Annotated in this window: 20 protein-coding genes, 3 tRNA genes and 1 pseudogene; 14 read left to right on the plus strand and 10 right to left on the minus strand. The window is 42.6% G+C overall.

The window, feature by feature from the left end; all coding sequences use genetic code 11:
- Nucleotides 1-204: 204 nt before the first annotated feature.
- The 5 genes from MCT08_RS15170 (at nucleotide 205) to MCT08_RS15190 (ending at nucleotide 3,824) form a co-directional block, all read left to right on the plus strand.
- On the plus strand, nucleotides 205-1,863 hold the full coding sequence (locus MCT08_RS15170) for an ATPase RavA domain-containing protein (protein WP_274678783.1): 1,659 nt from the start codon (nucleotides 205-207) through the stop codon (nucleotides 1,861-1,863).
- Between the two features lie 9 nt (nucleotides 1,864-1,872).
- A complete protein-coding gene (gene viaA, locus MCT08_RS15175) occupies nucleotides 1,873-3,318 on the plus strand; it encodes an ATPase RavA stimulator ViaA (protein ID WP_274678784.1) in 1,446 nt (481 codons plus the stop codon).
- 177 nt (nucleotides 3,319-3,495) lie between these two features.
- A tRNA-Gly gene (locus tag MCT08_RS15180) sits at nucleotides 3,496-3,571 on the plus strand.
- A gap of 56 nt (nucleotides 3,572-3,627) precedes the next feature.
- A tRNA-Leu gene (locus MCT08_RS15185) sits at nucleotides 3,628-3,714 on the plus strand.
- A gap of 36 nt (nucleotides 3,715-3,750) precedes the next feature.
- Nucleotides 3,751-3,824, plus strand: a tRNA-Cys gene (locus MCT08_RS15190).
- 109 nt (nucleotides 3,825-3,933) lie between these two features.
- On the opposite strand, the gene gbpA is transcribed toward MCT08_RS15190, so the two are convergent.
- Complete coding sequence (gene gbpA, locus MCT08_RS15195) at nucleotides 3,934-5,406, minus strand: N-acetylglucosamine-binding protein GbpA (protein ID WP_261916217.1); 1,473 nt, start codon at nucleotides 5,404-5,406, stop codon at nucleotides 3,934-3,936.
- Nucleotides 5,407-5,879: 473 nt separating this feature from the next.
- On the opposite strand from gbpA, the gene MCT08_RS15200 reads away from it, so the two are divergent.
- Nucleotides 5,880-6,458 carry a cytochrome b gene (locus tag MCT08_RS15200; RefSeq protein WP_261916218.1) on the plus strand — a complete coding sequence of 193 codons (579 nt, stop codon included), beginning with the start codon at nucleotides 5,880-5,882 and terminating at the stop codon, nucleotides 6,456-6,458.
- A 355-nt stretch (nucleotides 6,459-6,813) separates the two neighbouring features.
- On the opposite strand, the gene choV is transcribed toward MCT08_RS15200, so the two are convergent.
- The 3 genes and pseudogenes from choV to MCT08_RS15215 all read right to left on the minus strand — a co-directional run bounded on the left by choV (nucleotide 6,814) and on the right by MCT08_RS15215 (nucleotide 9,013).
- A complete protein-coding gene (choV, locus tag MCT08_RS15205) occupies nucleotides 6,814-8,001 on the minus strand; it encodes a choline ABC transporter ATP-binding protein (RefSeq protein ID WP_274678785.1) in 1,188 nt (395 codons plus the stop codon).
- Between the two features lie 2 nt (nucleotides 8,002-8,003).
- Nucleotides 8,004-8,147 (minus strand): annotated as a pseudogene (locus tag MCT08_RS15210) (choline ABC transporter permease subunit); the annotation flags it as partial.
- 77 nt (nucleotides 8,148-8,224) lie between these two features.
- Nucleotides 8,225-9,013: a lipase family protein gene (locus MCT08_RS15215; protein WP_053310510.1), complete on the minus strand. Its 789-nt coding sequence runs from the start codon at nucleotides 9,011-9,013 to the stop codon at nucleotides 8,225-8,227.
- A gap of 327 nt (nucleotides 9,014-9,340) precedes the next feature.
- Here MCT08_RS15215 and nirB point away from each other — a divergent pair, with 327 nt between their 5' ends.
- The 5 genes from nirB to MCT08_RS15240 all read left to right on the plus strand — a co-directional run bounded on the left by nirB (nucleotide 9,341) and on the right by MCT08_RS15240 (nucleotide 14,584).
- Nucleotides 9,341-11,926, plus strand: coding sequence for a nitrite reductase large subunit NirB (nirB, locus tag MCT08_RS15220; RefSeq protein ID WP_274678786.1), 2,586 nt, complete (start codon nucleotides 9,341-9,343; stop codon nucleotides 11,924-11,926).
- 2 nt (nucleotides 11,927-11,928) lie between these two features.
- The gene (gene nirD / locus MCT08_RS15225; RefSeq protein ID WP_053310512.1) at nucleotides 11,929-12,264 is read left to right on the plus strand and encodes a nitrite reductase small subunit NirD; all 336 of its coding nucleotides are present in this window, start codon (nucleotides 11,929-11,931) and stop codon (nucleotides 12,262-12,264) included.
- A gap of 136 nt (nucleotides 12,265-12,400) precedes the next feature.
- Entirely contained in the window at nucleotides 12,401-13,213 is an 813-nt protein-coding gene (locus MCT08_RS15230) for a formate/nitrite transporter family protein (protein WP_053310513.1), read from the plus strand.
- A gap of 77 nt (nucleotides 13,214-13,290) precedes the next feature.
- Complete coding sequence (cobA, locus tag MCT08_RS15235; protein WP_274678787.1) at nucleotides 13,291-14,043, plus strand: uroporphyrinogen-III C-methyltransferase; 753 nt, start codon at nucleotides 13,291-13,293, stop codon at nucleotides 14,041-14,043.
- A gap of 67 nt (nucleotides 14,044-14,110) precedes the next feature.
- Nucleotides 14,111-14,584: a LabA-like NYN domain-containing protein gene (locus MCT08_RS15240; RefSeq protein ID WP_053310515.1), complete on the plus strand. Its 474-nt coding sequence runs from the start codon at nucleotides 14,111-14,113 to the stop codon at nucleotides 14,582-14,584.
- Here MCT08_RS15240 and MCT08_RS15245 read toward each other — a convergent pair.
- Nucleotides 14,573-14,776 carry a DUF2986 domain-containing protein gene (locus tag MCT08_RS15245; protein WP_274672265.1) on the minus strand — a complete coding sequence of 68 codons (204 nt, stop codon included), beginning with the start codon at nucleotides 14,774-14,776 and terminating at the stop codon, nucleotides 14,573-14,575. The genes MCT08_RS15240 and MCT08_RS15245 overlap by 12 nt on opposite strands.
- A gap of 107 nt (nucleotides 14,777-14,883) precedes the next feature.
- Here MCT08_RS15245 and MCT08_RS15250 point away from each other — a divergent pair, with 107 nt between their 5' ends.
- Entirely contained in the window at nucleotides 14,884-15,285 is a 402-nt protein-coding gene (locus MCT08_RS15250) for a nitrous oxide-stimulated promoter family protein (RefSeq protein ID WP_274679075.1), read from the plus strand.
- An 8-nt stretch (nucleotides 15,286-15,293) separates the two neighbouring features.
- Here the strand turns inward: MCT08_RS15250 and MCT08_RS15255 are convergent, their stop codons facing one another.
- Entirely contained in the window at nucleotides 15,294-16,562 is a 1,269-nt protein-coding gene (locus tag MCT08_RS15255) for an MFS transporter (protein ID WP_373682366.1), read from the minus strand.
- An 88-nt stretch (nucleotides 16,563-16,650) separates the two neighbouring features.
- Nucleotides 16,651-17,085: a thioredoxin TrxC gene (gene trxC, locus MCT08_RS15260; protein ID WP_274678788.1), complete on the minus strand. Its 435-nt coding sequence runs from the start codon at nucleotides 17,083-17,085 to the stop codon at nucleotides 16,651-16,653.
- A 186-nt stretch (nucleotides 17,086-17,271) separates the two neighbouring features.
- Here trxC and MCT08_RS15265 point away from each other — a divergent pair, with 186 nt between their 5' ends.
- Complete coding sequence (locus MCT08_RS15265; protein WP_172532452.1) at nucleotides 17,272-18,366, plus strand: ketoacyl-ACP synthase III; 1,095 nt, start codon at nucleotides 17,272-17,274, stop codon at nucleotides 18,364-18,366.
- Nucleotides 18,367-18,426: 60 nt separating this feature from the next.
- On the opposite strand, the gene glpC is transcribed toward MCT08_RS15265, so the two are convergent.
- From glpC to glpA, 3 genes are read right to left on the minus strand one after another with little or no spacing between them, the layout of a single operon-like run.
- Nucleotides 18,427-19,653 (minus strand): anaerobic glycerol-3-phosphate dehydrogenase subunit GlpC, encoded by a 1,227-nt coding sequence (gene glpC, locus MCT08_RS15270; protein WP_053310540.1) that lies wholly within the window; start codon nucleotides 19,651-19,653, stop codon nucleotides 18,427-18,429.
- Nucleotides 19,650-20,963: a glycerol-3-phosphate dehydrogenase subunit GlpB gene (gene glpB / locus MCT08_RS15275; RefSeq protein WP_176246020.1), complete on the minus strand. Its 1,314-nt coding sequence runs from the start codon at nucleotides 20,961-20,963 to the stop codon at nucleotides 19,650-19,652. The genes glpC and glpB overlap by 4 nt, the downstream gene beginning before the upstream one ends.
- On the minus strand, nucleotides 20,960-22,609 hold the full coding sequence (glpA, locus tag MCT08_RS15280) for an anaerobic glycerol-3-phosphate dehydrogenase subunit A (RefSeq protein ID WP_274678789.1): 1,650 nt from the start codon (nucleotides 22,607-22,609) through the stop codon (nucleotides 20,960-20,962). The genes glpB and glpA overlap by 4 nt, the downstream gene beginning before the upstream one ends.
- A 528-nt stretch (nucleotides 22,610-23,137) precedes the next feature.
- Between glpA and MCT08_RS15285 the strand changes: the two genes are divergently transcribed.
- Nucleotides 23,138-23,992: an MIP/aquaporin family protein gene (locus MCT08_RS15285; RefSeq protein ID WP_274678791.1), complete on the plus strand. Its 855-nt coding sequence runs from the start codon at nucleotides 23,138-23,140 to the stop codon at nucleotides 23,990-23,992.
- Nucleotides 23,993-24,012 lie beyond the last annotated feature (20 nt).

Raw genomic sequence — 24,012 nt, forward strand, 5'->3', positions numbered from 1 at the left:
AAAAATAGTCTGATGATGAGCATTTTATTGCTGCAATTAGTGATGTGTCTCTCATATTTGCAAACAATGATTCCATGAAATTTCATGTAAAAGAGATCTGCTATAAGGAGGGTTTAAAATAAAAAATCTCATTTGCAACAAAATGACAACAAATGTATAAAATTATTTATAAAGATACTATTCTGAGCCCTTTGGAGCATTGACGTGATAAACCCTAATCCTGCATCTCATGCACAAAAAGCACTGCTTTCTGAGCGTATTAATAAGCTTGCGAAAGCCTTATCTGATGGTGTTTATGAGCGTGAAGATACTATTAAGCTTTGTTTGCTTGCGGCATTAGCGGGTGAAAGCGTTTTTTTACTTGGTCCACCCGGTATTGCAAAGAGTTTGATCGCTAAACGCTTGATCCAAGCATTCGATAATAGTAGCTATTTTGAATATTTAATGACCCGTTTCTCAACACCAGAGGAAGTTTTTGGTCCTCTCAGTATCCAAGAATTGAAAGACAATGGCCGCTATGTTCGTTTAACGCAAGGCTATCTTCCTACTGCTCAAGTGGTTTTTCTTGATGAAATTTGGAAAGCAGGCCCGGCTATTTTGAATACATTACTAACCGTGGTAAATGAAAAAACATTCAAGAATGGCAGTGATATTGAACGTGTACCAATGCGCCTCTTAGTCTCCGCTTCCAATGAACTACCTGATGAAGATAGTGGCTTAGACGCACTGTATGACCGAATGTTGGTACGAGTATTTGTTAACCGTATTCAAAATAAGCAGAACTTCAAATCAATGCTGACCGTTGGTACTCCACAAGAAGCACGAATTCCAGACGGGTTAGCCATTACTGATGAAGAATACCATTCATGGCAACAGCAGCTTGATAGCTTACTATTGACTGATGACGTATTTGAGAAACTGTTTGAACTCAAAAACATGTTGGAACAATCGATAGCCAGCCTTCCCTCGGCATCAAGCAGCGATATGTATGTGTCAGATCGGCGCTGGAAGAAAGCGGTGAAGCTACTTAAAGCAAGTGCCTTTTTTAATGGACGAGATTCGATCAATCCATTGGACTTACTTTTGCTGCAAGATTGTCTGTGGAACAGCCCTGAATCTCGCGATATTGTGCGTGATGTGATCCGTGAATTTGCGCTAAAACATGCTTTTGACCAACAAGACGTTGAACAGCAAATTGAATTGTGCCGCGAAGAACTTGCCGACATTCAACAAGAACTAGAGTCTCAATTTGCTATGCCTGTTTCGCTTGAAACCTCAACGGGCTTGATTAAAAAGCAAGTATACCAATGTGACACCACAGCGGCGAAAACCTACAAAGTTGGTTCAGCATTTGATTTAGTCAAACTAGTATTGCTGCAAAGTAACATGTCGGTATCGGAATCAGAAAAAGGTGATAGTCGTTGGGTGTATGTACCTAAAAATGAGCTTGAGCGAGTGATCAAAGACGGCCATGGTGATGTTTACGGCTACGTAAACCAAAACACCAATTTGTGTCGTTTGAAGTTTGATCTGAGTGCCGACAACCACATAGTGATCAAAGACATTGCAAACCGTTCGGTGTTGGTCAGTTTAGTGACAGAACAAGGTTTAAACGATGAACTCTATCAGCAATGGGTCTCGAAAGCCGATCAAGCCGTAATGCAATTACAGCATGCAGAGCATCATTTGCGTAAAGTGCGTTCCACGTTCCATGGAGCATTGCCGCATAATTTTATTGATCCTGAATTACCAACTGCGATGGAAGCAACGTTGCAACATCTACAGCAGTTACTCGAATCGACTCAAAGGGAATGTGAGAAAACGGTTCAGCGCTTTAAAAACTTCAATCAGTTTTTTGAATAGGGGGCTGAGATGCTTGGTGCAGATGGCTTAAATTTGGCGTTAATGATTGCTGATTCTGGCATTATTGATACCGCGGTGAATGACTTGCTGGCTCGCTCTCAGGTGATGATGATGGCTGAGAATCGTGGTGTTTCAAGCACGGTTAAAAACCATCTCTCTAAGTGGCGGGGTAGTGTTAAAAAACGTATTACGCGGGTGTGTGAAACGGAACGCTTTCAGCAAGAGCTTGCGTTATACCAAGAAGTTATCCATTGGGATGAAGCGACTTTCTTTAATCAGATCAATGATGTTATCAAGAAATTAGAATGGCACTCAGCATTTTATCTTCAAGCTCGTCGTTTAATGGAAAAAAATAAGGGGTTAACTAACCCCATGTTCCCGCATTTTTTTTGCGACCAATGGTATCAAAGCCTTTCTGATGCGATTAAGCAGGCGCAAGTCAATGAGCTAGAAAGTAACAAAGAAAAGGTATTAGCCGATTTATACCAGCGCATGGAAACCATGAAAAACATGGATAAAGTGACAGAATCTGGCGATGAGTCGAGCGTTGGCCGTTTGTGGGATATGGCTTCAGCCAAACTGAGTAAGACGGATATTTCTGTCATGAAACGCCATGCTGAGTTCTTAATAAAAAATAAAGGCCTACAAGATATTGCGGAGCAATTAGGGCGAATGGCTGGAGAAGTGGATGATCCAGACCTAAACCGAGCCCCGGTTGAAGAGCTACAAATGGTGGAAGAAAAGTCTGATGAAGCAACGGATGACATTGTGGGGATTCATGAAAGCGATGATCTCAACAAACTTCTGCCAAATGAAACTATGTTTTTGGCTTATCCTGAACTTGAGGTTGTCTTTTACAAACACCTAGTCGATAAGCGGTTGATGAATTACCGCATGCAAGGAAAGTCACGTACGCTCAGAAAAGTAAAAGCCCATCGCCCTGAAAATAAACAGCATGATGTCGATAAGGGACCATTTATTGTTTGTGTTGATGCATCGGGCTCAATGAGCGGTTTTCCTGAGCAATGCGCTAAAGCGATGGCTTATGCTTTGATGCAGATAGCACTAGCGGAAGACCGTGAGTGCTATGTAATGCTATTTTCAACCCAGCAGATCACCTATGAATTAACCAAACAAGATGGTTTGCGAGAAGCGAGTGATTTTTTGAGCTACTCATTCCATGGCGGCACAGATCTAGAGCCAGTATTAATTCAGTCGATAGAATTGATGCAAGGGGATAAATATAAAAATGCTGACTTAGTGGTATTGTCAGATTTTATTGCTCCTAAGCAACCCAAAGAATTGCTCGAAAAAGTGGCGCAGTTGAAAGTACAAAAAAATCGCTTTCATGCAGTGAGTTTATCGAAATATGGTAACCCCGAATTGATGGCAATGTTTGATCATTGCTGGTCATATCACCCCAACTTAGTGGGACGGTTAATGAAAAAATGGTGATCTTAAGTATTTTAGTTACTGAGGCTGTATTATTCTTGATCAAAAACTGGTTGCCAAATAATCGTAAGTTTGCTTTTTAACCACTTGATTCAAAGAAATAAAATTTATTGTTGACTCATTTTCTCAATCCGTTAAAGTACACCTCGTTCTCACGGGGAAGCCCACAAGAACCACAGTGCGACACTAGCTCAGTTGGTAGAGCGCAACCTTGCCAAGGTTGAGGTCACGAGTTCGAACCTCGTGTGTCGCTCCAGATTTTACGATGGTGTGTAACGTTTCCGTTTACGGCATCGCAATTCAGAATTGCGTGCCCTGGTGGTGAAATTGGTAGACACAAGGGATTTAAAATCCCTCGACTTTCGAGTCGTGCCGGTTCAAGTCCGGCCCGGGGCACCATCTCTTCTTTGTTCATAAGAACAAAACACAAATAATGGCGCGATGGCAGAGTGGCTATGCAGCGGATTGCAAATCCGTGTACCTCGGTTCGACTCCGGGTCGCGCCTCCAAAAAATAAAAAGACGCTTTTTAGCGTCTTTTTTTATGCGTTAATTAAGGTTAAGTCAAACTCAAAAGCGCTTTACGAACATAAAGCGCTTTGCTGTTAGTGGTTACTAATTAGTGATCTAATTTATCCCACGCTGATTGCCAGTCAGAGCCCGTACCTGGTTCGAAGTGAGTGTCAGTTGGAGACCACTGTGAACAGTATCCACTATAAGGGAAAGCCTTACATTGGTATATAGCGCCATCTTTTGCCAAGACTTTGGTACCCGCTTTATAGTTAGTAAACTCGTTAGGGAAGACAAACTCATAATTGCCTGTTGGAGGTGGAGTAGTTTGTTCATCGACTAGGAAAAAGTTTTGTGTGTGTTGACTGATGAAGTTACCATCCATATCGAGAATTTTAGTCACCAACGTATGGTGCCCTGTCTCAGATTTTGATAACAATAATGTGGCATTTTTCACCTGACCATCTTTAATTCTTGTGCGGAAAGAGGCTAGTCTTTCACGGTCATGATTGAATACGCTTAACCTTGCTTTAATATCCCCCTTCGCTTCTAGAGCTAAATCTAGTTCTGTCGGTTGGTTGCCTACCACATATTCTTCTTTTAGCCCGGTTACCTGAAGGTCATATTCAGGACCTTCAGCGATATCATAGCCAATTTCAACACGCTCAATATTACTATTTTTGCTTCGATAAATAGGGTTTATGCCATAGAGCGGAGAGAAGTCACCAGTATCTTCATTTAACTGACCCGCTTTCATCTTGCTTTGCTTTCTGTTGATTTTTCTTGCTAATGCATAGGACCAATCATTTGCTTGCGTATGCTGTTCATCAATTTTAAATACCGTTGATAGTGTGGCGTTTTCACCAGAATGGTCAAATACACGCGTGAAAACACGATCGCCTACTCTGAGATTTTGCGCGGGAGTAATATGTCCTGCATTTATCCAGTCAGGATTTGGGGTGCCAGGATTATCACCATTAAACTGAACATCTATAACATTGTAGAAAGAAGCGGCAGTATCACCTACATCCCATACCGCTAAAATCACGTGATACCCTTCACGAGTTGGAACATCGCATTGATGTTGAACACTGGAAGGTGGTCGCTGCATATGGCCATCAACGACACAAAATGGATTAAGGTCAAAAGAACTACGGCTTAAAGTTTGATTAGGGTTCCAATTAGGCTTAGTAATGTAGTATTTCCAATCTTTGGTGACGTGAACTGCAGTAAAAGTCCACGCAAATGTTTGAAGACCAGATTGAATTGGACGTTTAACCCAACGATCACTCGTTTGTTCATCAAGCGCAGCTGCCAGGTGAACTCCAGCACTAGCTATATGCCCATCCGCAGGACCTGAGTTAGGAAAACCATCTGGTCCTTCAACACTTTGAGGCTCGTATTCAATAGATCCACATTCGATGTTTTTCTCATTAGTATCAGGTGCTGGGTTTTTACATAATGCGACACGACTACTTACTACACCTGAACCTGACTCTGAAACATAACCATGGCTTATGGCTATTGAACTGATACTGGCTAGCGCTAAAGCAAGTAATGTTTTTTGGGGAAATGTATTCATAAATATTCCAAATGAAGGTTGACAAAAATTATTACGCAACTGGGGTGCCATTTATAATGCCGGTATTCGTGTTGAGCAATTATTCAGCATTACAAAACCAAAACCCAAGATGGGAATGTGTTAAGATTCATATGATATTTAACACAGAGATGATTTCACTTCGAATGTAGGATGATAATATTGGAACTAATGTTATATTGGGTTTTTTTATCATTTTATTTCATTTGTTAAATTTTGTTTTTTTTGATTTTGCTCTTGTGCCTTACTCGAACAGTTATAAGTGCAGTAGTCTTAATTAATTTATGATATTTCATGTTTTAATGCGAAAACTAAAGTCAAATTTAATAGATTATGACTTATGATTGGGAATCTTAATCTCTGGATTGAAATATTCCTGAAGTTTCATGTGTTATTAATGCTACTCGATGTGATAATTTTTCTATTAATTCAAATGATAAAAATTTTTCATCAACATGATGCTTTATATAAAAAATTTAGTTTCAAAATTAGTAAAAGCTAATTCTGGTCAGTATGACGTACTCAGTAAATTACTCCATTGGTGTATGGCTATAATTATCATTTACGCATTAATAGCGGGATATGCCATGCATCTCGTTATGAACAAACCCAAGCTATTTCATATTCTATCGGTTCTTAATATGTCATGGGCGACGATCGGAGCATTTCTCTTGGTTTTACGTTGGATATGGCGATTTTTCCGTGTCGAACCAGAATTGCCATCTTCAATTCCAAAATTGCAAAGACACATCGCTAAATTAGCGCATAGCGTGATTTATCTTTTAATGCTAGTCGTGTTTGTCAGCGGGTTCTTAATGTTGAAAGAGAACTACTCGTTTTTTTGGCTGTTTGAAATACCGAATCCAGTAAAAAATGCTGAGGTTAATGCATTCTTCTTTTCAGTTCATCGAGTATCATGTGTTTTACTTTTGCTTATGGTAGTAATACACATTATTGCAGTTGTTAAACATCGTTATATTAATAGGAATGATGTGCTGAATAGTATGCTCATAACACGGCGCTTATCAGATTAATAATCCATTCTATAACGTGATATAAGGGTTTACGTTATGGAGCTTTCTAATGGACCTTCATAAGGGTGTGATGATGAAATTATCAGTTTTTTTTTAGTAACCATGTTTTCCTGCTCAGTATTTGCCACGGAAAAAATGTTGAATATGCGAATGTAGGAGTTGATTATCAGTCAATAATTGTGAAATTTAATTCGGACCAGAACCCATCGATGTATCTGATTCATCATTTGCCCCTGGTGTAGCTGTGGACCCTAACTGGGTAAATCAGCAATGGCAATTTCTTCGCCAATAAATAACGCCATCAAAATGATGGCGTTAACATGAAGTTTATTTCAGTGTAGTGAAGAGGTCACCGTCAAGCGGCCTCTTCAGTTTGATAATTTCCCAGTAGGGCACTATAAATTTCTTGATCGCTTAAAACACCGACGAGCTGATTATTTTCCATCAGAAGAATTGGGTTTTGAGTTCGGTGTTTCAATTCAATCGCGCTGCGCATGTCAATGTCAGGGGTAGTGACAATAATCGTTGATGAGTCGATGTTCGACATATCGCTAGCCTGAGTATCCCAATGGAGTAGTGTAGTTGATGTGGCTCCATATAATGTCAATTCTGTATCGTTTTGGGCTACCCAAACATCTTGTTTGTTGCAGATCTGCCAACGATCATCTTGTTGTTTTAACTGTTCGATAGGCTGCATTAATGAACGTCCTTTTAATACGTTAATGGGGTTAGTGTGTGCCACGAACTCTTTGACGTAGTCAGTTTTTGGAGTAAGGACTATTTCTTCAGGCTTACCGTGTTGAATCAGCTTACCTGACTCCATAATAGCGATGTTATTACCTATTTTTAGCGCTTCATCTAAATCGTGGCTAACAAATAAGATCGTCTTGTTTAATTTGCTTTGTAGCTCTAATAACTCATCTTGTAGTTGCGCGCGAATGAGTGGATCAAGTGCCGAGAATGGTTCGTCCATTAACAGGATGTCACTGTCCATTGCAAAAGCACGCGCTAAACCGACACGTTGCTGCATGCCGCCAGAAAGTTCATGGGGGAATTTATCTTCCCATTCAGCAAGGCCAACCATTGTTAGCTGTTCACGAGCACGTTGGTGGCGTTTTTTCTTACTCATTCCTTGCATTTCTAAGCCAAACGCCACGTTATCTAAAACTGATAACCAAGGCATAAGGGCAAACTTTTGAAACACCATCGAGACACGATTCGTCCTTAAATTCTGAAGCGTTGCTTTATCACAGCTGGCAAGGTCAACAAAGCGTTTGCCATCTTTTAATTCTAGTGATCCTCGGCTGATGGTATTTAAGCCATTCACCGCGCGCAGCAAGCTCGATTTCCCTGAACCAGACAGCCCCATCAAGACGCAAATTTCCCCTTCTTTAACAGTAAGGCTAACATTGTCTACCCCTACGACTTGACCGCAGGCATCGATAATCTCTTGGCGAGATTCACCTGCATCAAGGCGTTGCAGCGCTTCATTTGGATTGTGGCCAAACACAACATCGAGATTTTTAATGGTAATAGCATCCATGATTATGCTTCCTTATTATTTTGATTTGGGGTTTTGCATAAGCGATCGAGAATGATGGCGACTAAAACGATGGCTAAACCAGCTTCAAAACCTTGAGAAATATTGACGGCATTGAGTGCACGAATCACGGGTTTAACAAGGCCGTCATTATTATTTATTTTTGTTATTTGTTTAGTGTAAAAAACATTTGAAGTCGCTTTTGTTTTTGGTTTGGATGCTGGTTTTATCGTTCATCGAAAAAATCCTTATTGCGGATGTATTTACTCATGAGGTGATAGGAAAATGGGCGGACAAGCCAACTGAATAACGAACGTGCCATTCGTATCCATGTTGGTGTGTTTTCATAAATTTTACCGTTATACAGCCATAGTAATTTCCCTACATGCCAATAGAGCAATGGAATTGGTGGCATAAATGTCACAATGTCGAGATCACAGCAAATGCGGTAAGTTTTGTGACCTAAAGCATAGTGTTTGCGAAAGTTCCAATCCCCGATGGCTGGTTGACCAAAAGTCACAATTCGTTTGATAGATTTTGGGTGTTTTTTTTCTAAATAATCAGCAAATACACAACCAATCGCTCCGCCTGAAGAGTGGCCGGTAATGGTAATGCGCTTGCCATTTTGGATAAGTGGTGTAACAAAGTTTTCTAAACGCTCAATAACAGACAAACCCAACTTATCTTCATTGCGTGTAGGCTGGCTTTCTTGGTGAAGCAGATGATAAAAACCTGCATGAATGCGATAAGGTAAGCCAAGGTGCTGACAGCTTCGGGTCCACATTGCAAAGTTCAAAAGCCAATCACTTACGCTATGCGATCCTTTTATCACGACAATCACTTCTTCGTGATTTTGGCTCCACAGGACTCGTACCATGATTTTGCCAAATTGATTACGAATGATGCGTTGCCCATTAGGATCAAAACCATAACGTGTCTGTTTAAAAGTACGTTGGTACGTAAGGTTACACAGTACGGCGTAACGTTCGTACTGATAGCGTTTGAGTGGTTTCACATTCGACCTCGTTGTTGTCACGCTAACTTAACCAATGAATGTGAAGGCTTAATGAAAGGCTTGGTTAAGTGAAACACAAAAATGCTTGAAGTGAATGTTGGTTACATTTTGGTAATGTTATGAAATGTTTACAATGATACTCAGATATCTAAAAAGTCATTAATCCATACAATAAATATGGTTAATCACTGTTTTTACTGAAGAATGGCTGATTTTGTCTACCTCTTTAGGGTAGTTTGAATTTGTAATTGATTTACATCATTAATTCATTTTTCTTCATAACTGAGAATCTCGCTCAATAAATGGTTATATAAATTAGGAACCCATATGAGCAAGATGAAGCTAGTCATCATCGGTAATGGCATGGTTGGTCATCGCTATATCGAAGATTTGGTGGAAAAAATGGACGCATCAATGCTTGATGTGACGGTCTTTTGTGAAGAACCTCGTGTCGCTTACGACCGAGTACATCTTTCCTCCTATTTCTCACACCATACCGCTGAAGAGCTTTCTCTTGTTAAACAAGGTTTCTACCAAAAGCATGCCATCAATGTATTGATTGGCGAACGTGCGATTAACATTAACCGCGATAAACGCGTGGTTTACTCGAGCACTGGGCGCGAAGTGTCTTATGACAAACTCGTTCTTGCTACGGGCTCTTTCCCATTTGTCCCGCCGATTAAAGGTAATGAAAGTAAAGATTGCTTTGTATACCGCACGATTGAAGATCTTAAAGCGATAGAAGCGTGTTCGAAGAAAAGTAAAAGCGGTGCTGTGATAGGTGGTGGTTTGCTTGGCCTTGAAGCCGCTGGCGCGTTAAAAGCGCTAGGTGTGCAAACACACGTTGTCGAATTTGCTCCGGTGCTAATGGCAGAGCAACTTGATCTACAAGGTGGTTTGCAACTGCGCAATAAAATTGAGCGTATGGGAGTGCAAGTTCACACCAGTAAAAATACGTTAGAGATTGTGGCGCAAGGTGAAAACGCTCGTAATACCATGAAGTTTGCAGATGGCTCAGATTTAGAAGTCGACTTCATCGTATTTTCAGCAGGGATACGTCCTCAAGACAAATTGGCTCGTCAAATGGGCCTAGACATTGCTCCGCGTGGTGGTGTAGCTATCAACGATCACTGTCAAACTTCTGATCCTGATATTTACGCGATTGGCGAATGTGCTTCTTGGAATCAAACCTTTTTTGGTCTTGTTGCTCCTGGTTACAAAATGGCCACCGTTGCGGTTGATCATCTTGTTGGTAACGACAGCCAATTCGAAGGTGCAGACATGAGCGCCAAACTCAAATTATTGGGAGTGAAAGTTGGCTCAATTGGTGATGCGAATGGCCGAACTCCGGGTTGTAAGAGCTACGTTTATCAAAATGAAGAAGACGAAGTTTATAAACGCATTACTGTCTCGGAGGACGGCAGAAAACTGCTCGGTGCAGTTTTAGTTGGCGATACGTCAGACTACGGTGATTTACTGCAACTCAAACTCAATGAAATTGAGCTACCAAAACACCCCGATACGCTTATTTTACCGGCTCATGCAGGGGCTGAAAAACCAGCATTAGGTGCGGATGCGTTACCTGATTCCGCGGTGATCTGCTCTTGTTTTGATGTTACTAAAGCGAAAATAGCCCAAGCGGTAGCGGATGGTCACCATACTTTGGGTGCCATTAAAGCGGTCACCGGGGCAGGAACGGGTTGCGGTGGTTGTGTGCCATTGGTGACTTCGGTTCTGAATGCCGAGCTTGCTAAATCTGGCGTGGAAGTAAAAAACGACATTTGTGAGCATTTTGCGTATTCACGCCAAGAGTTATTCCATTTGATTCGTATCGAAGGCATCAAGAGCTTTGATGACATGCTGTACAAGCACGGTAAAGGTTATGGTTGTGAAGTGTGTAAGCCAACGATTGGCTCGATCTTAGCTTCTTGCTGGGGTGATCACGTTCTTGAGCCTTCACTCGTCAGTTTGCAAGATACGAACGACAACTTTCTTGGCAACATGCAAAAAGACGGCACTTATTCGGTGATCCCACGTATGGCTGGTGGTGAAGTCACACCGCAAGCACTTGCGGTGTTGGCGAATGTCGCTCAAGAATACAACCTTTACACCAAGGTTACTGGCGCGCAGCGTATCGGTTTATTTGGTGCTCAGAAAGACGATTTACCAGAGATTTGGCGCAAGCTGATTGATGCAGGATACGAGACAGGCCAAGCGTATGCGAAAGCACTGCGCATGGCGAAAACGTGTGTAGGTAGCACATGGTGTCGTTTTGGTGTGCAAGACAGTGTTGGTTTAGGTGTTCTGATTGAAAATCGTTACAAAGGTATTCGCACCCCACACAAAATGAAATTTGGTGTTTCAGGTTGTACCCGTGAGTGTGCGGAAGCGCAAGGTAAAGATTTGGGTATCATTGCCACCGATGCTGGTTGGAATATGTATGTATGTGGTAACGGTGGTATGAAGCCTCGTCATGCTGATCTTCTGGCTTCTGATTTAGATGAAGCCACTTTGCTGAAATACATTGACCGCTTCATGATGTTCTACATTCGCACCGCCGATAAATTACAACGCACCTCGGTTTGGTTAGACAACTTAGACGGTGGTGTCGATTATCTTCGCGAAGTGATCGTTGAAGACAAACTTGGCATTAACGACCAGTTAGAAGCGGACGTTGCAGAACTTATTGCCAACTACCGCTGCGAGTGGGCTGATACCATCAACAGCCCACAACAGTTGAAGCGTTTTTCGCACTTTATTAACTCTGATTTGCGTGATGACAATGTGGTTTTTGTTGCCGCACGTGAACAGCATCGTCCGGCCAGTCATAGCGAAAAATACCCACAAGCGAAAGGCGATATCCTGCATGTTGCTATTGGCAATCAAGCGACATCAACCGTTGGGGAGAAATAAACATGGTGAGCAATAAAGTATTCCAAGCAGTGTGTGACATTACTGATATCACCCCTGGTACTGGTGTGTGTGCATTAGTTAATGGTGAACAAGTCGCTATCTTTCGTCCGGCGCAAACTGAAGAAGTTCTGGCTATCAGCAACATGGATCCATTTGCGCACTCTAATGTGTTGTCACGCGGGCTCATTTGTCAGCATCAAGATCAGTTGTGGGTAGCAAGCCCACTTAAAAAGCAGCGTTTTAATCTAGTGACGGGGCTGTGCATGGAAGATGAACGCTTTAGCGTAAAAACTTACACCGTACGGGTCATGAAAGGCGTTGTTGAAGTTGCAGCGTAATCTTAAGGTCAGCGAGATTTAATAGCGAGAAGGCTTCTTGCTCACCATCCATTTACGGTGATGTTCAAAGAGCAGGAAGCCTTTGTCTATTCAATTTCATTTTTTAATTTTAACTTTTGTGACAATAAGGACCATTATGTCTTACGTAAAACCTGCTGACTTTGTACAAACTATGATTAATGCTGGCGAAAGCAAAGTATTTATGTCAACGCGCGACACTATTATCCGTGGCATCATGGCGGGGGCGATTTTGGCCATCGCTGTTGCGGTTGCAATAACCGCTGCTGTACAAACCGGAGTGCCAATTGTGGGTGCTTTGGTCTTTCCTGTTGGTTTTTGTATCTTAAACTTAATGGGTTTTGATCTTTTAACCGGTGTATTTGCTTTAGCACCTTTGGCTTTATTTGAAAAACGTCCTGGTGTAACCAAAGCCGGCATTTTACGTAACTGGGGATTAGTTGGTCTTGGTAACTTAATTGGCGCAGTATCGGTTGCTTTTCTTGTGGCTCTCACCTTCACTATGAATTTTAGTATGGAGCCTGGTGCGGTTGGCCAAGCGTTTATTAAAGCTTCTACCTCGCGCACTTTGGGTTTTGCAGAGCATGGTCTTAATGGTTGGATTACGGTATTTGTGAAAGGTATTTTGTGTAACTGGATGGTGTGTTTAGGTGTTGTTGGCGCTATGACATCAACCACAGTGAGCGGTAAAGTGGTTGCAATGTGGTTACCTATTTTTATCTTCTTCGGTTTGGTTTTTGAGCATGCGGTAGTGAACATGTATCTGTTCCCACTTGGTATGATGCTCGGGGCTGAATTTACCATTGGTGATTGGTTGGTGTGGAACCAAATTCCAGCTACGTTAGGTAACTTAGTTGGTGGTTTACTATTTACAGGTTTAAGCCTTTATATTACCCACGGTAAGACGCTTCCTCAGCGCAACGCGGCGTAACGACATATTACAAGAGAGGTTCGTCCTCTCTTGTGCATCGTATTCATTCTTCTTACCGCTAAGTAAAGGTATCATTCATGACAAACATCGTGACCTCTTGTGGTTTTGTTTCTTTAGTTGGCGCAGGTCCAGGCGATCCTGATCTATTGACGGTAAAAGGTTTGCGAGTGATAAGCCAAGCACAAGTCGTGGTATATGATCGATTAGTCTCACAACAGATTTTGGATCTCGCTCCTAAAAATGCAGAGATGATTTATGTCGGTAAGCAGCTCGATTTTCATTGTGTACCGCAAGATCAGATTAACCAAGTTCTGGTCGATAAAGCTAGGGAAGGTAAAAAGGTCGTCCGCCTAAAAGGCGGTGATTCGTTTATTTTTGGTCGAGGTGGTGAAGAGCTCGAAACGCTAGCTGAAAATGATATTGCCTATGAAGTGGTGCCTGGAATTACCGCCGCTATGGGGTGCACTTCTTACGCTGGGATTCCACTGACGCATCGTGACCATGCTCAAAGTGTTCAGTTCATTACGGGTCATTTGCAAAAAGATGGCTCAGAGATCAACTGGCGATGTTTAGCGCAAGACAATCAAACCTTGGTTTTTTATATGGGGTTAAAACAGTGCCCTAATATCACACGTAACTTGTTGGATGCTGGTCTGAGTGCAGAGACCTCTTGCGCCATTATTGAACGAGGCACAACCCCTTTACAGCGCGTTTTTAGCGGGTCTCTCAACCAATTGCCAGATTTAGCACAACAAGCCGAAAGCCCTGCATTGATCGTGGTCGGGAGTGTGACCAGTTTGCACGACAAATTGAAATGGTTTAGCGTATAATGCACTCAATTTGCAAAACAGCGGCGATGATAGGCCGCTGTTTTCGTTTCTGCTTGAGAGAAAACAGATGGAAAAAGTCGCTATTTTGGTCGACGTACAAAACGTCTACTACACCTGCAAAGAAAAGTACCGCCAGAACTTTGATTACAACCAGTTTTGGTACGTAGCTACTCATGGTCGTGAAGTGATCAAAGCTAACGCCTATGCGATTGCTAGCCAAGATCCAAAGCAACGTCAGTTTCACCATATTTTGCGTGGGATTGGTTTTGATGTGCAACTCAAACCATTTATCCAGCGTCGTGATGGTAGTGCAAAAGGGGATTGGGATGTTGGCATTACACTTGATGCGGTTGAATTAGCAGAGCAAGCTGACGTGATTGTCTTGGTGTCGGGTGATGGAGATTTTGAGCTATTGGTTGAACGCATTAAACAGCGTTTTAACAAACGAGTGGAAGTATATGGTGTGCCAAGGCTGACGGCTCAAAGTTTGATTGATGTCGCCAGCCGATTTGTTCCAATAGAGCAAGACTTACTGTTGTGATTCGCTTTCAGCAGTGACGGCATTAGTGTGCTGTTCGGTGTGCGTTGTTTCTGATGCTGTAGCTTGCTCTGCTTCTAATTTTGCTCGTTCAGCTTTAGAAATGTAACGTGGTTTGTTGCTAGGGTGCAGCTTAGCATTTTTCTTTTTAAGGTGTTTCTTCAGCGCTTGGTTGATTTTCTTTTTACGGTTCATAATGTGTGCTCTTTAACGGTGAATCATTGGTTCACAAGGAACAAGGTGGCGCAGGATACTTGTTTTTTGGTGTGAACTCAATGGAGGGATAGGGAATGAAAAAGCCGATAAGTGATCTTTTAACGGGCAAGCTACTTACAGAGTTTCGCACGGTGAAATCAATGTTAGAGATATACTGCCAGCGTCATCATGATGTGCAACAAGGTTTGTGTGATACTTGCAAAGCGCTGCTTGATTACGCTGAAATTCGATTGGATCGCTGTCCATACGGTCAACACAAACCCACTTGTAACCAATGCCCAATTCATTGCTATAAACCTGAGCCAAAAGAACAGATGAGATTGGTGATGCGTTACTCAGGACCAAGAATGCTATTACCACACCCTATATTAGCTATTCGGCATCTGTTACATGAAAAAAAGGCCATCCCTGCAAAACCAAAAGCGCACCTTTCAAATCGTCATCAACGATTGAAAAATGCGCCGTCCAGTAAGCCATCAGTTGAATAAGAGTAGGATTATTCGCCTGCAACCCATTGACGTTTGGTCTTCATACTTGCCATTAACATATAAAGACAGGTTGTCAGTAAAGCAACCAGTAGATAGCCCATCAGACCTTGCGAACGTTGCATAAACCAATCAGCAATCAGTGGCCCAGAAACAGACCCAATACTGTAGCTAAAAAGCATGACTTGTGTGGCTGATACAATGTAATTTTCATCCAGTTTGTCGCAGCCTAAATTAATGGCGATAGGGTAAAGAGCGAAAGTCGCCATTCCCAACACAAACAGACTGGCTGCCAACATCATGATGCCCGATTGCAATAGAGTCATGGCAATTGCTGCCGACCCAAGCAAGCAAAACATTGCCATCAGGAGTGTGCGGCCCATAAATTTAGATAGCCAAGGAACCATAGGTTGAACGGCCATGCCACCTAATACCACCAAAGCCATGAGGCTGCCTAAGTCAGTATGATTGATGCCACGTAATTCAAGTTCGATTGGCATTAAGCCATATATTGCACCAAGCGTTAAGCCAGAAACAGCACAGCCAAGCAAGGCGGCATGGTTAAGTTTGAAAACCTGTTTTAGTGACAAACTTGATGAGTGTTGAGTCGAAGGTTGATCAGAATCACCGTAGATTAATACTGTGCTCGCAATAAGTAATAAAGTAATGATGGCAATGAACGGTACGCCGCCGGATACTCCAAGGTAGCCAATGCCTAGTTGACCAAGTGCTGTGCCACCATAAAGTGCCGCCATATAAATACCTAAGCGTTTAGCTCGGCCTTTTTCATCACCGTGCATTAGCCAAGATTCAACCACAACAAAAACGCCAGCAACTGCAGCGCCAGCAATAAAGCGTGCTACTAACCACACTTCTGCGATGTGCATAGCAGGTAAAGCGATGATGGTGAGCATCAGGGCAACAAGACACCAAACAAATGCGATGCGATGTCCAACGCGGTTAACGAAAGGTTCCACCACTAATGCGCCAAGCAGTAGTCCCGCATAAAAGGCGCTAGCCAACCAACTGGCAAGCGAGCTTTCTAGCCCGTAATGAGGCAACATCAACGGGATCATACTCATTAGATAACCTGATGCTATCGCATAGAGCGACAGCGCAATAACAGGTACAGAGATGCGTGGAGAAGACACGTTAGCAGTGATGTTGTCCAATGACTTTGCCTCAAAATCAAAAAATAAAAGGAGGTGATTTCGGGCGAATATGGAGTTGATAGTGAAAAAGGTAAAACGAAAAATTGTGTTCTTAACGATTAATTTTATTAATCGTTGTCGTAAGGGAAGAAAACGAGCATAAAGTTGGCATAAATAATCAAATAATGCCAACTTTATTTGTGTTTTTAGAAGCTTTTTACTTAGTCAAAGCTTGGTTTAGCCATTGATTAAATTGACTTTTTGGTAGGGCGCCATTAATAACCTCTACTTTTTGACCATTTTTGAAGAGCATAACAGTTGGAATGCTGCGGATTTGATATTTTGCCGCGAGATTTTGTTGACTTTCTGTGTCAACTTTTACAAAACGCACATTACCTTTATGCTCTGTAGCAACATCAGAAAATACAGGAGTAAATCCAACGCATGGATTACACCACGGAGCCCAAAAATCGACTACCACAGGTTGGTTGCTTTTCAATAGGGCCGCAAAATTTGCTTCAGTGCCTTCGATGGGCGCACCGTCAAGCAATGACGCTTGGCATTTGCCGCAGTTAGGGCTGTCAGATACACGTTCTAACGGGACGCGATTAACACCGTGACACGCAGGGCAACGAGTATTAAATGTAGACATGATGACCTCTCTTTCCTTTTTCTAATTGTATATTGCTGACCATAAATTTAACGCTTGAGCAAAAGCACGTATACTAATTAATATTGCAAAGGCCTTTTTTCGCTCAGCTACCTTTCATAGGGCGAGTGCTTATTTAATTGAAAGTCTTTTGATCGCCTTAGAAAATACAACAAAAACAGGTTAATAATGACAAAATTTTATGCCGAAATTACAGGTTGGGGAAAATGTCTTCCGCCTGCAGAGCTCTCCAACCAAGATCTTAGTACGTTTCTAGAAACTTCAGATGAGTGGATCCGAACGCGTACTGGTATTGAAAATCGCCGCATTAGTCATGTCAATACTTCTGATATGGCCACCGTTGCCGCTCAACACGCTATTGCCTGTGCGGGCATTGATGCTTCGGAGATTGATCTTATCATCATCGCGACGTGTTCACCTGATTCGCTCATTCCCAATATCGCCTCGAAAGTGCAGCAAAATCTTGGTATTAAAAGCGCGGCTGCTTTTGATTTGAACGCCGCGTGCACTGGGTTTGTGTATGGTTTAGAAACCGCCACCCGCTTAATTCAATCGAGTCACTACCGCCATGCTTTAGTGGTGGGTGCAGAGCGTTTGTCTTTTTATATCGATTGGACCAAGCGTGATACCGCTGTGTTGTTTGGTGATGGTGCTGGGGCGGTTGTGCTGAGCAAAACAGAGCAAGAACTAGGTTTGCAAGAGGCTCAAATTGGTTGTGATGCGGAAGGGCGAGACATTCTCGCTGTGCCTAAATTTGGTTCATCAATGGACCGTTTTGCTGCTGACAACGGTTACTGGGATTTTGACTTTGTAGGTAAAGAAATCTTCAAACGAGCGGTAAGAGGAATGGGGGCGGCAGCGCAAACGGTATTGTCACGTTCTGATCTTTCAACCGATGATATTGATGTTGTGATCCCTCACCAAGCCAATGTGCGTATTATTCAAACGCTTTGTGATTTGTCGGGCATTAGCCAAGATAAAGCTTTCGTTAATATTCAACACTATGGTAACACCTCTGCCGCGACGGTGCCGATTGCACTGTGCGAAGCGGTTGAGCAAGGCAAGATCAAAGCGAATGATAACTTGCTTGTTGCTGCCTTTGGCGCAGGGTTGACGTGGGGGGCTGGGTATATCAAATGGGGGCAACGCGTGACACCAATTGCTCAAAGTAATGCTGTTTTAACTGAGTGTGAGTCAACGGCGTTAGAGCTGTTAGCCAATGCCATAGAGCATTGCCAATTACGCCCTTTAGCAAGTAAATAAAACTAAAAAGTCATTGAAAAGGCCAGACGCGATTGCAGTCTGGCTTTTTTGTTACTGCGTTTAAGCAATCGCCATCGCTAATAAGCTGATGGGGTGGATAGTCTCTAGAGCGGTATTCTCCTCGATTTGCCATTTGCACGTTTCGCAATCAGTAATGGCATAGTCTGCTTGAGAGGCTTTGATCGAATCAAATAAATGCGATCCAATTTTCATTGATACATCATAGTTTTCTTCTTTAAAACCGTAGGTTCCGGCTAAGCCACAGCACTCACTGTCAAGCACGATCAGTTCTAACCCAGGGATCATCTTTAACAGTTCAATGGTAAACATAACATTGCCGCTACGCTCTAGGTGGCAAGGGGTGTGATAGACCACTTTTAAGTTTACCGGTTTCATTCTGGGCGCATTGCCACTCATGAATTCTTTGAGTAAAAAGCGGGTGACATATTCAATTTTATTGACCACCTTACTATTATCAACGCCTAAAACATGTGGGTATTCTTGTTGTAAAGTGAATGAGCAAGTCGAAGAAGTCGACAGTACCGAGGTTTGACGATCTAACACCGCGGTTTCAATATTCTTCACATTCAATAATGCGTTTTTGCGAGCCTTATCGTGAAAACCGTTGGCAATTAGTGGCACGCCGCAACACTTCTCATTATCCAACAAACGTACACCAATATTCATCGCATTCATCACGGCAACGAAATCTTTGCCTAGTTGAGGATGGTTGTAATTCACATAGCAGCCGTGGAAATAACTAACTTGGCGTGTATAAAGAGGCTGACGAGTGCAGTTTTGTTTGAACCAACGACGAAATGTACCATGCGAATATTTAGGTAGTGATTTATGGTCGTGAACGCCAATGGTTTTATGCATCACTTTTTTAACTAGTGGCATAGAGGTAGCGACGTTAACAATTGGCGCAAATGGTGTAGCCAATGTCCCGAATAAATCGGTGTGGCTGAGCACGTAATCGCGCACCAATTTTGGACTGAATGATTTCTTGCCGTGCTTACCACGAGCAACGGCAATGATATCGCCGATCTTAACACCTGATGGACAAGCGGTTTCGCAACGTTTGCAGTTAGTACACAGCTTCAGTAAGTCATCGTAATATTCTGCACTTTTTATCCGTAGGCGTTCACCGTCCGGTCCGCACTGTTTTGGCCCTGGATAAAGAGGGTTCGCTTTCGCTACGGGGCAATACACAGTGCATACGGTGCATTTGATGCACTGATCAAATGAGGTGTTTTTAGGTGCAGCTTCGATAAAAGAGGTTGTCATGCTAAAGCCTCCTCAATGGAGTTTTTTGTCTGTGATTGGGCGATAATCTGCGATGTGGCGTGATAAGCACTCGCAATGGCAACCCCTCCGCCACTGCCTTCAAAAACAGGGTCATAGCCACCAAGCATTGAGCCACAGCAGTATAAGTTTTTGATCACAGTCCCTTGATGTATCGGATTTAAATGGTGGTTAGTTTCTACACCAAAGGTCATAAATGGATGTGATTGCTGGGCAAAGAATGCGTTATTTCGCCACTGAGTACGATCACTGACGCTGTTTACTTGCAACTGGAAAATCGGTTCAGAAACGCCATTATGCGAAGCGGATAAACCTTGACTGAAATAACTGCCTGTCGCCATTACAAAGTGATCCGCTTGAATAGGCATATCGGTGAGGTTTTGTGTATGAATCGCGGTGAGCTTGTCACCTTCAAACTCCCCATTCACGACTTTGTCACCTTTAAGATGAATACCGCCCATTGTTAAAAAGGCCCGACTTAGCGATTCTTCAATGCGAATCCCCATTAATGATGGCGGCATAGTGGGTACTTCATGCAGTTGTAGATTGGTTGCTAATTTGAGTTTGTTTAATAAGGTTAGCCCGTCACCGTTACCCATAATGGCGGGTAAAATGACAAGATCTTGCGTGTTGGCGTAGCGCATTAACTGGTCACAGAAACTGGTCCATGCTTGAGGCTGTTTTAATAGACGCGCAATATCGATTGAACGTAATTCGTTCGGGTTATGGCGAAGAGTTTCAAAACCAGGAATGGTCACTTGAATGATTTCGCTTGGTATCTCTTTAAATTCAGGTAGATGACTTAAGTTACCTTGCAACATCTGTGGTTGAAAGTCCCGGTAACCTTCAATCGCAAGCAAAATAATACGCTTAAACGGTGCTATGGTTTTGTGTTGATATACATAAGGTTGCGATAGCCAAGTGGCTTTCAGCGTGCCCATTGGCGTGATACGGTAATGGTTACTGCTGTCGGCCTGATGAGTTAATGGCATTCCTCGTTGTTGCAGCGTTTTTTGGAACCACAATAAGCTATTTTGTGTTATCTCAGCGCCAATTTTACTGTAAGGATGACTAGGTGCTTGTTTTGCTAGCTCTTTCATGGCTAAAAAAGGTGCGTCTACCGGCTGGCCTGAAGGTAATTTACCCAGAACATCAATCGAGCCTGAAGAAAAATGCAACGCACTCTGGCCTTGGCTAATTAACGCTGTCTTAAGGCCTGCTTGAAGGCAACGAATTCCAGCACTATAGCCTGCGATGCCTCCACCAATAACTGTGACGTCGTACTTAATCATAACGTCTCCTCATTTTCATTCTTGTATTGCTGCTCTGGGATATCATTAGCCCCGAACAAACCTTCGTAAATCCAATAACTGAATTCTGCCTCACGCAGAGCATCTCCCCAAAAAATGGGTTTAATACCTTTCCAACGTTCTTCTAAAAATTCAACCAACAACTGACTGGATTGCTGACCAGATACATTGCCATATTCATTAAATAAGCTGGCCGCTCGATAGCTGCATAATTCACCTTGGCAAGGGCCCATTCCTAAACGTGTACGACGACGCAAGTCGACCAAATTGTTCACGTCGAGCTGCTTAATGGCGTATTCAATTTCACCAGCGGTCACCATTTCACATTCACAAATGATGGCTTGGCTTTTTACATCATCTGTCAGGAAGTTTTTAGCACGCTCACCGTGTCGGTAGATGGCTGACTCATAGATAGGTTTGGCAATGCTGGCGGTTTTTTTCACTTGCTTTGGCGTTTCATTTGAACCAGGCAGTGGGCGAGTGTGGGTTTCACAAGCCGTCGTATTGCCCAGTTTTTTGGCAACTAAATCGGTTGCCCATTCAGCCATTAAACGGTAAGTCATTAATTTACCGCCAGTAATTGTAGTCAGCCCTTTCAAACCATCACGTTGTTGGTGATCAAGTAGCACGATACCACGGCTGATATTACGACCGCTGCCATCATCATCTACTGATACGAGTGGACGTACGCCAGCATAAGCACGCAATACCCGGGTGTTCGCCATGATTGGTGCAAGTTTAGCGCCTTCAGCAAGGAGGACATCAACCTCTTTCTCTGTGACATGCAAATTGTCGATTTGGTCGTAATCAATATGTTCAGACGTGGTGCCGATAAGTGAAATGGTATCACCAGGAACAAGAATGTCGGCATCTGACGGCTTGCGGCAACGGTTAATCACTAAGTTATTGATGCGGTAATCTAAAATGAGTAACGAACCTTTGGCGGGAAACATTTTAATGTTGAGATCGGCATATTCGCAGATGTTTTGACCCCATATTCCCGCGGCGTTAATGACTTCTTTAGCGAAGATCTCGTATTGTTGGTGAGTGTTAAGCTGTAAGCAACGCACACCCAAAATTGTATCACCTTGGCGAATGAGCGAAGTGACAATTGTTTTGTTGAAAATTCGGGCGCCATGTTCTTTGGCGTCTAAAACGTTGGAAGCACACAAACGAAAAGGGTCAAGCGTACCATCGGGCACTTTTACCGCACTAATCAGGTTGGGGTTTACGTGCGGCTCGAGTTTCAGCGCCTTTTTGGCTGAAAGTTGCTCCGTGGCGATACCCGCCTCACTGCATTTTTGAATAAAAGTACTTTGAAAATTCAGGTCGTCTTCAGGCAACGTAATGAACAAGCCATCGGTATTTTCAACACAATGCCTAGCGATATTTTTTAAAATTTGATTTTCTTGGATACATTCTTTGGCTGACTCTGGGTCTGTTACTGCGTAGCGTGCTCCAGAATGCAGCAAACCATGATTGCGTCCAGTCGTGCCCGATGCAATATCATCTTTTTCTAGCAAAATACAATTAATACCACGCAGCGCACAGTCGCGCATAATTCCAGTACCGGTTGCTCCGCCACCAATGATGACGACATCGGTTTCAAATCGGGTTGCTGTGGTCATGGTGAAACCTTATTCGATGAAAAACTTACATTCAGTGTGGCATTTTTTGTCATAAATGTTCGATATGTTGCTCACAAAAGTTCGAACGAACTATAAGTTGTATGTTTAATCGATGGGATTAATGAAAGTTTGGTGATGGATGTCAAAATGGAAAATTAATTAACATTTTTACTGTTAATGATTTAACAACTTGGTCTGTTTTGAACGTGATATGCGCTTATGAGCAGCTCAAATTACTGACGGTTAACTTGCTATTGAAAATGATGAATTATCTACTTCATGCTTTATTCTACGTATTATCCGTGATGTTAATTAGTATTTGCTTAAGTTTATGGAGGTTTGTACTGTTCATCCGTATGGGTGATAAGATCAAAATAATGAGTTAATTAACAAAATTGGATATTTGAAGTAACAAAATTGTGCTCGAACGCTCATAAATGTTGATTTTTTATTTTCGCGATACGAAAAGTGTGCAAAATGTGTCTCACACAGAAATCGTGTACATAAAAATAAACAAGGACACTTACTATGACTCGAACAAAACAACATACTCTTCTAGGAGAGTGTATCGCGGAGTTTATCGGCACCGGATTGCTGATCTTTTTCGGTGTAGGCTGTGTTGCGGCGCTGGTACTAACTGGTGCGCAATTTGGTCAATGGGAAATCAGTATCATGTGGGGCTTAGGCGTCGCCATTGCTATCTACTGTACTGCAGGGGTTTCTGGCGCACACATTAACCCGGCTGTTACTATCGCATTAGCTGCATTTCATGGCTTTGATAAAGCGAAAGTTATTCCTTACATTATCGCGCAAATGCTTGGTGCATTTTGTTCTGCCGCACTGATTTATAGCTTGTACAGTAACCTTTTTACCGATTACGAAATCGCACACAATTTTGTACGTAGCAGCCAAGAAGCGCTAGCCACTGCGGGTATTTTCTCTACTTATCCAAATGCATCTCTTTCCTTTACTGGTGCGCTCGCTGTTGAATTTGTCATAACCGCTGTATTAATGTTTGCAATTTTGGCGTTGGGTGATGAAAACAACGGTGCGCATCGTAATGCGATGAACCCACTATTTATTGGCATTTTGATTGCGGTTATTGGCGGTTCATTAGGCCCACTAACTGGTTTCGCGATGAACCCTGCTCGTGACTTTGGCCCTAAATTATTTGCTTACTTAGCCGGTTGGGATTACGCCCTGACAGGTGCTAAAGATATCCCATACTTTATTGTTCCTATTGTAGCGCCAATCGCTGGTGCCTGTTTTGGCGCTTGGGCATATCCTAAATTCATTGGTGCTTATCTACCCGTTGTTGGTGTAGGTTGTACCATTCCAAATCAATGTGATGATGTAGAAGAAAGCGAACAAGCACACATCTAACATTAAAATAACTATAACAA

Source organism: Vibrio aestuarianus (genome assembly GCF_028858425.1).
Taxonomy (GTDB): Bacteria; Pseudomonadota; Gammaproteobacteria; order Enterobacterales; family Vibrionaceae; genus Vibrio; species Vibrio aestuarianus.

Bases quoted from the DNA above. Each gene is read 5' to 3' on its own strand.
- gbpA (WP_261916217.1), bottom strand. From the start codon at position 5,406: ATGAATACATTTCCCCAAAAAACATTACTTGCTTTAGCGCTAGCCAGT.
- choV (WP_274678785.1), bottom strand. From the start codon at position 8,001: ATGGATGCTATTACCATTAAAAATCTCGATGTTGTGTTTGGCCACAAT.
- glpC (WP_053310540.1), bottom strand. From the start codon at position 19,653: ATGACAACCTCTTTTATCGAAGCTGCACCTAAAAACACCTCATTTGAT.
- MCT08_RS15285 (WP_274678791.1), top strand. From the start codon at position 23,138: ATGACTCGAACAAAACAACATACTCTTCTAGGAGAGTGTATCGCGGAG.
- nirB (WP_274678786.1), top strand. From the start codon at position 9,341: ATGAGCAAGATGAAGCTAGTCATCATCGGTAATGGCATGGTTGGTCAT.
- MCT08_RS15245 (WP_274672265.1), bottom strand. From the start codon at position 14,776: ATGAACCGTAAAAAGAAAATCAACCAAGCGCTGAAGAAACACCTTAAA.
- trxC (WP_274678788.1), bottom strand. From the start codon at position 17,085: ATGTCTACATTTAATACTCGTTGCCCTGCGTGTCACGGTGTTAATCGC.
- glpA (WP_274678789.1), bottom strand. From the start codon at position 22,609: ATGACCACAGCAACCCGATTTGAAACCGATGTCGTCATCATTGGTGGC.
- glpB (WP_176246020.1), bottom strand. From the start codon at position 20,963: ATGATTAAGTACGACGTCACAGTTATTGGTGGAGGCATCGCAGGCTAT.
- MCT08_RS15265 (WP_172532452.1), top strand. From the start codon at position 17,272: ATGACAAAATTTTATGCCGAAATTACAGGTTGGGGAAAATGTCTTCCG.
- cobA (WP_274678787.1), top strand. From the start codon at position 13,291: ATGACAAACATCGTGACCTCTTGTGGTTTTGTTTCTTTAGTTGGCGCA.
- nirD (WP_053310512.1), top strand. From the start codon at position 11,929: ATGGTGAGCAATAAAGTATTCCAAGCAGTGTGTGACATTACTGATATC.
- viaA (WP_274678784.1), top strand. From the start codon at position 1,873: ATGCTTGGTGCAGATGGCTTAAATTTGGCGTTAATGATTGCTGATTCT.
- MCT08_RS15230 (WP_053310513.1), top strand. From the start codon at position 12,401: ATGTCTTACGTAAAACCTGCTGACTTTGTACAAACTATGATTAATGCT.
- MCT08_RS15200 (WP_261916218.1), top strand. From the start codon at position 5,880: ATGATGCTTTATATAAAAAATTTAGTTTCAAAATTAGTAAAAGCTAAT.
- MCT08_RS15240 (WP_053310515.1), top strand. From the start codon at position 14,111: ATGGAAAAAGTCGCTATTTTGGTCGACGTACAAAACGTCTACTACACC.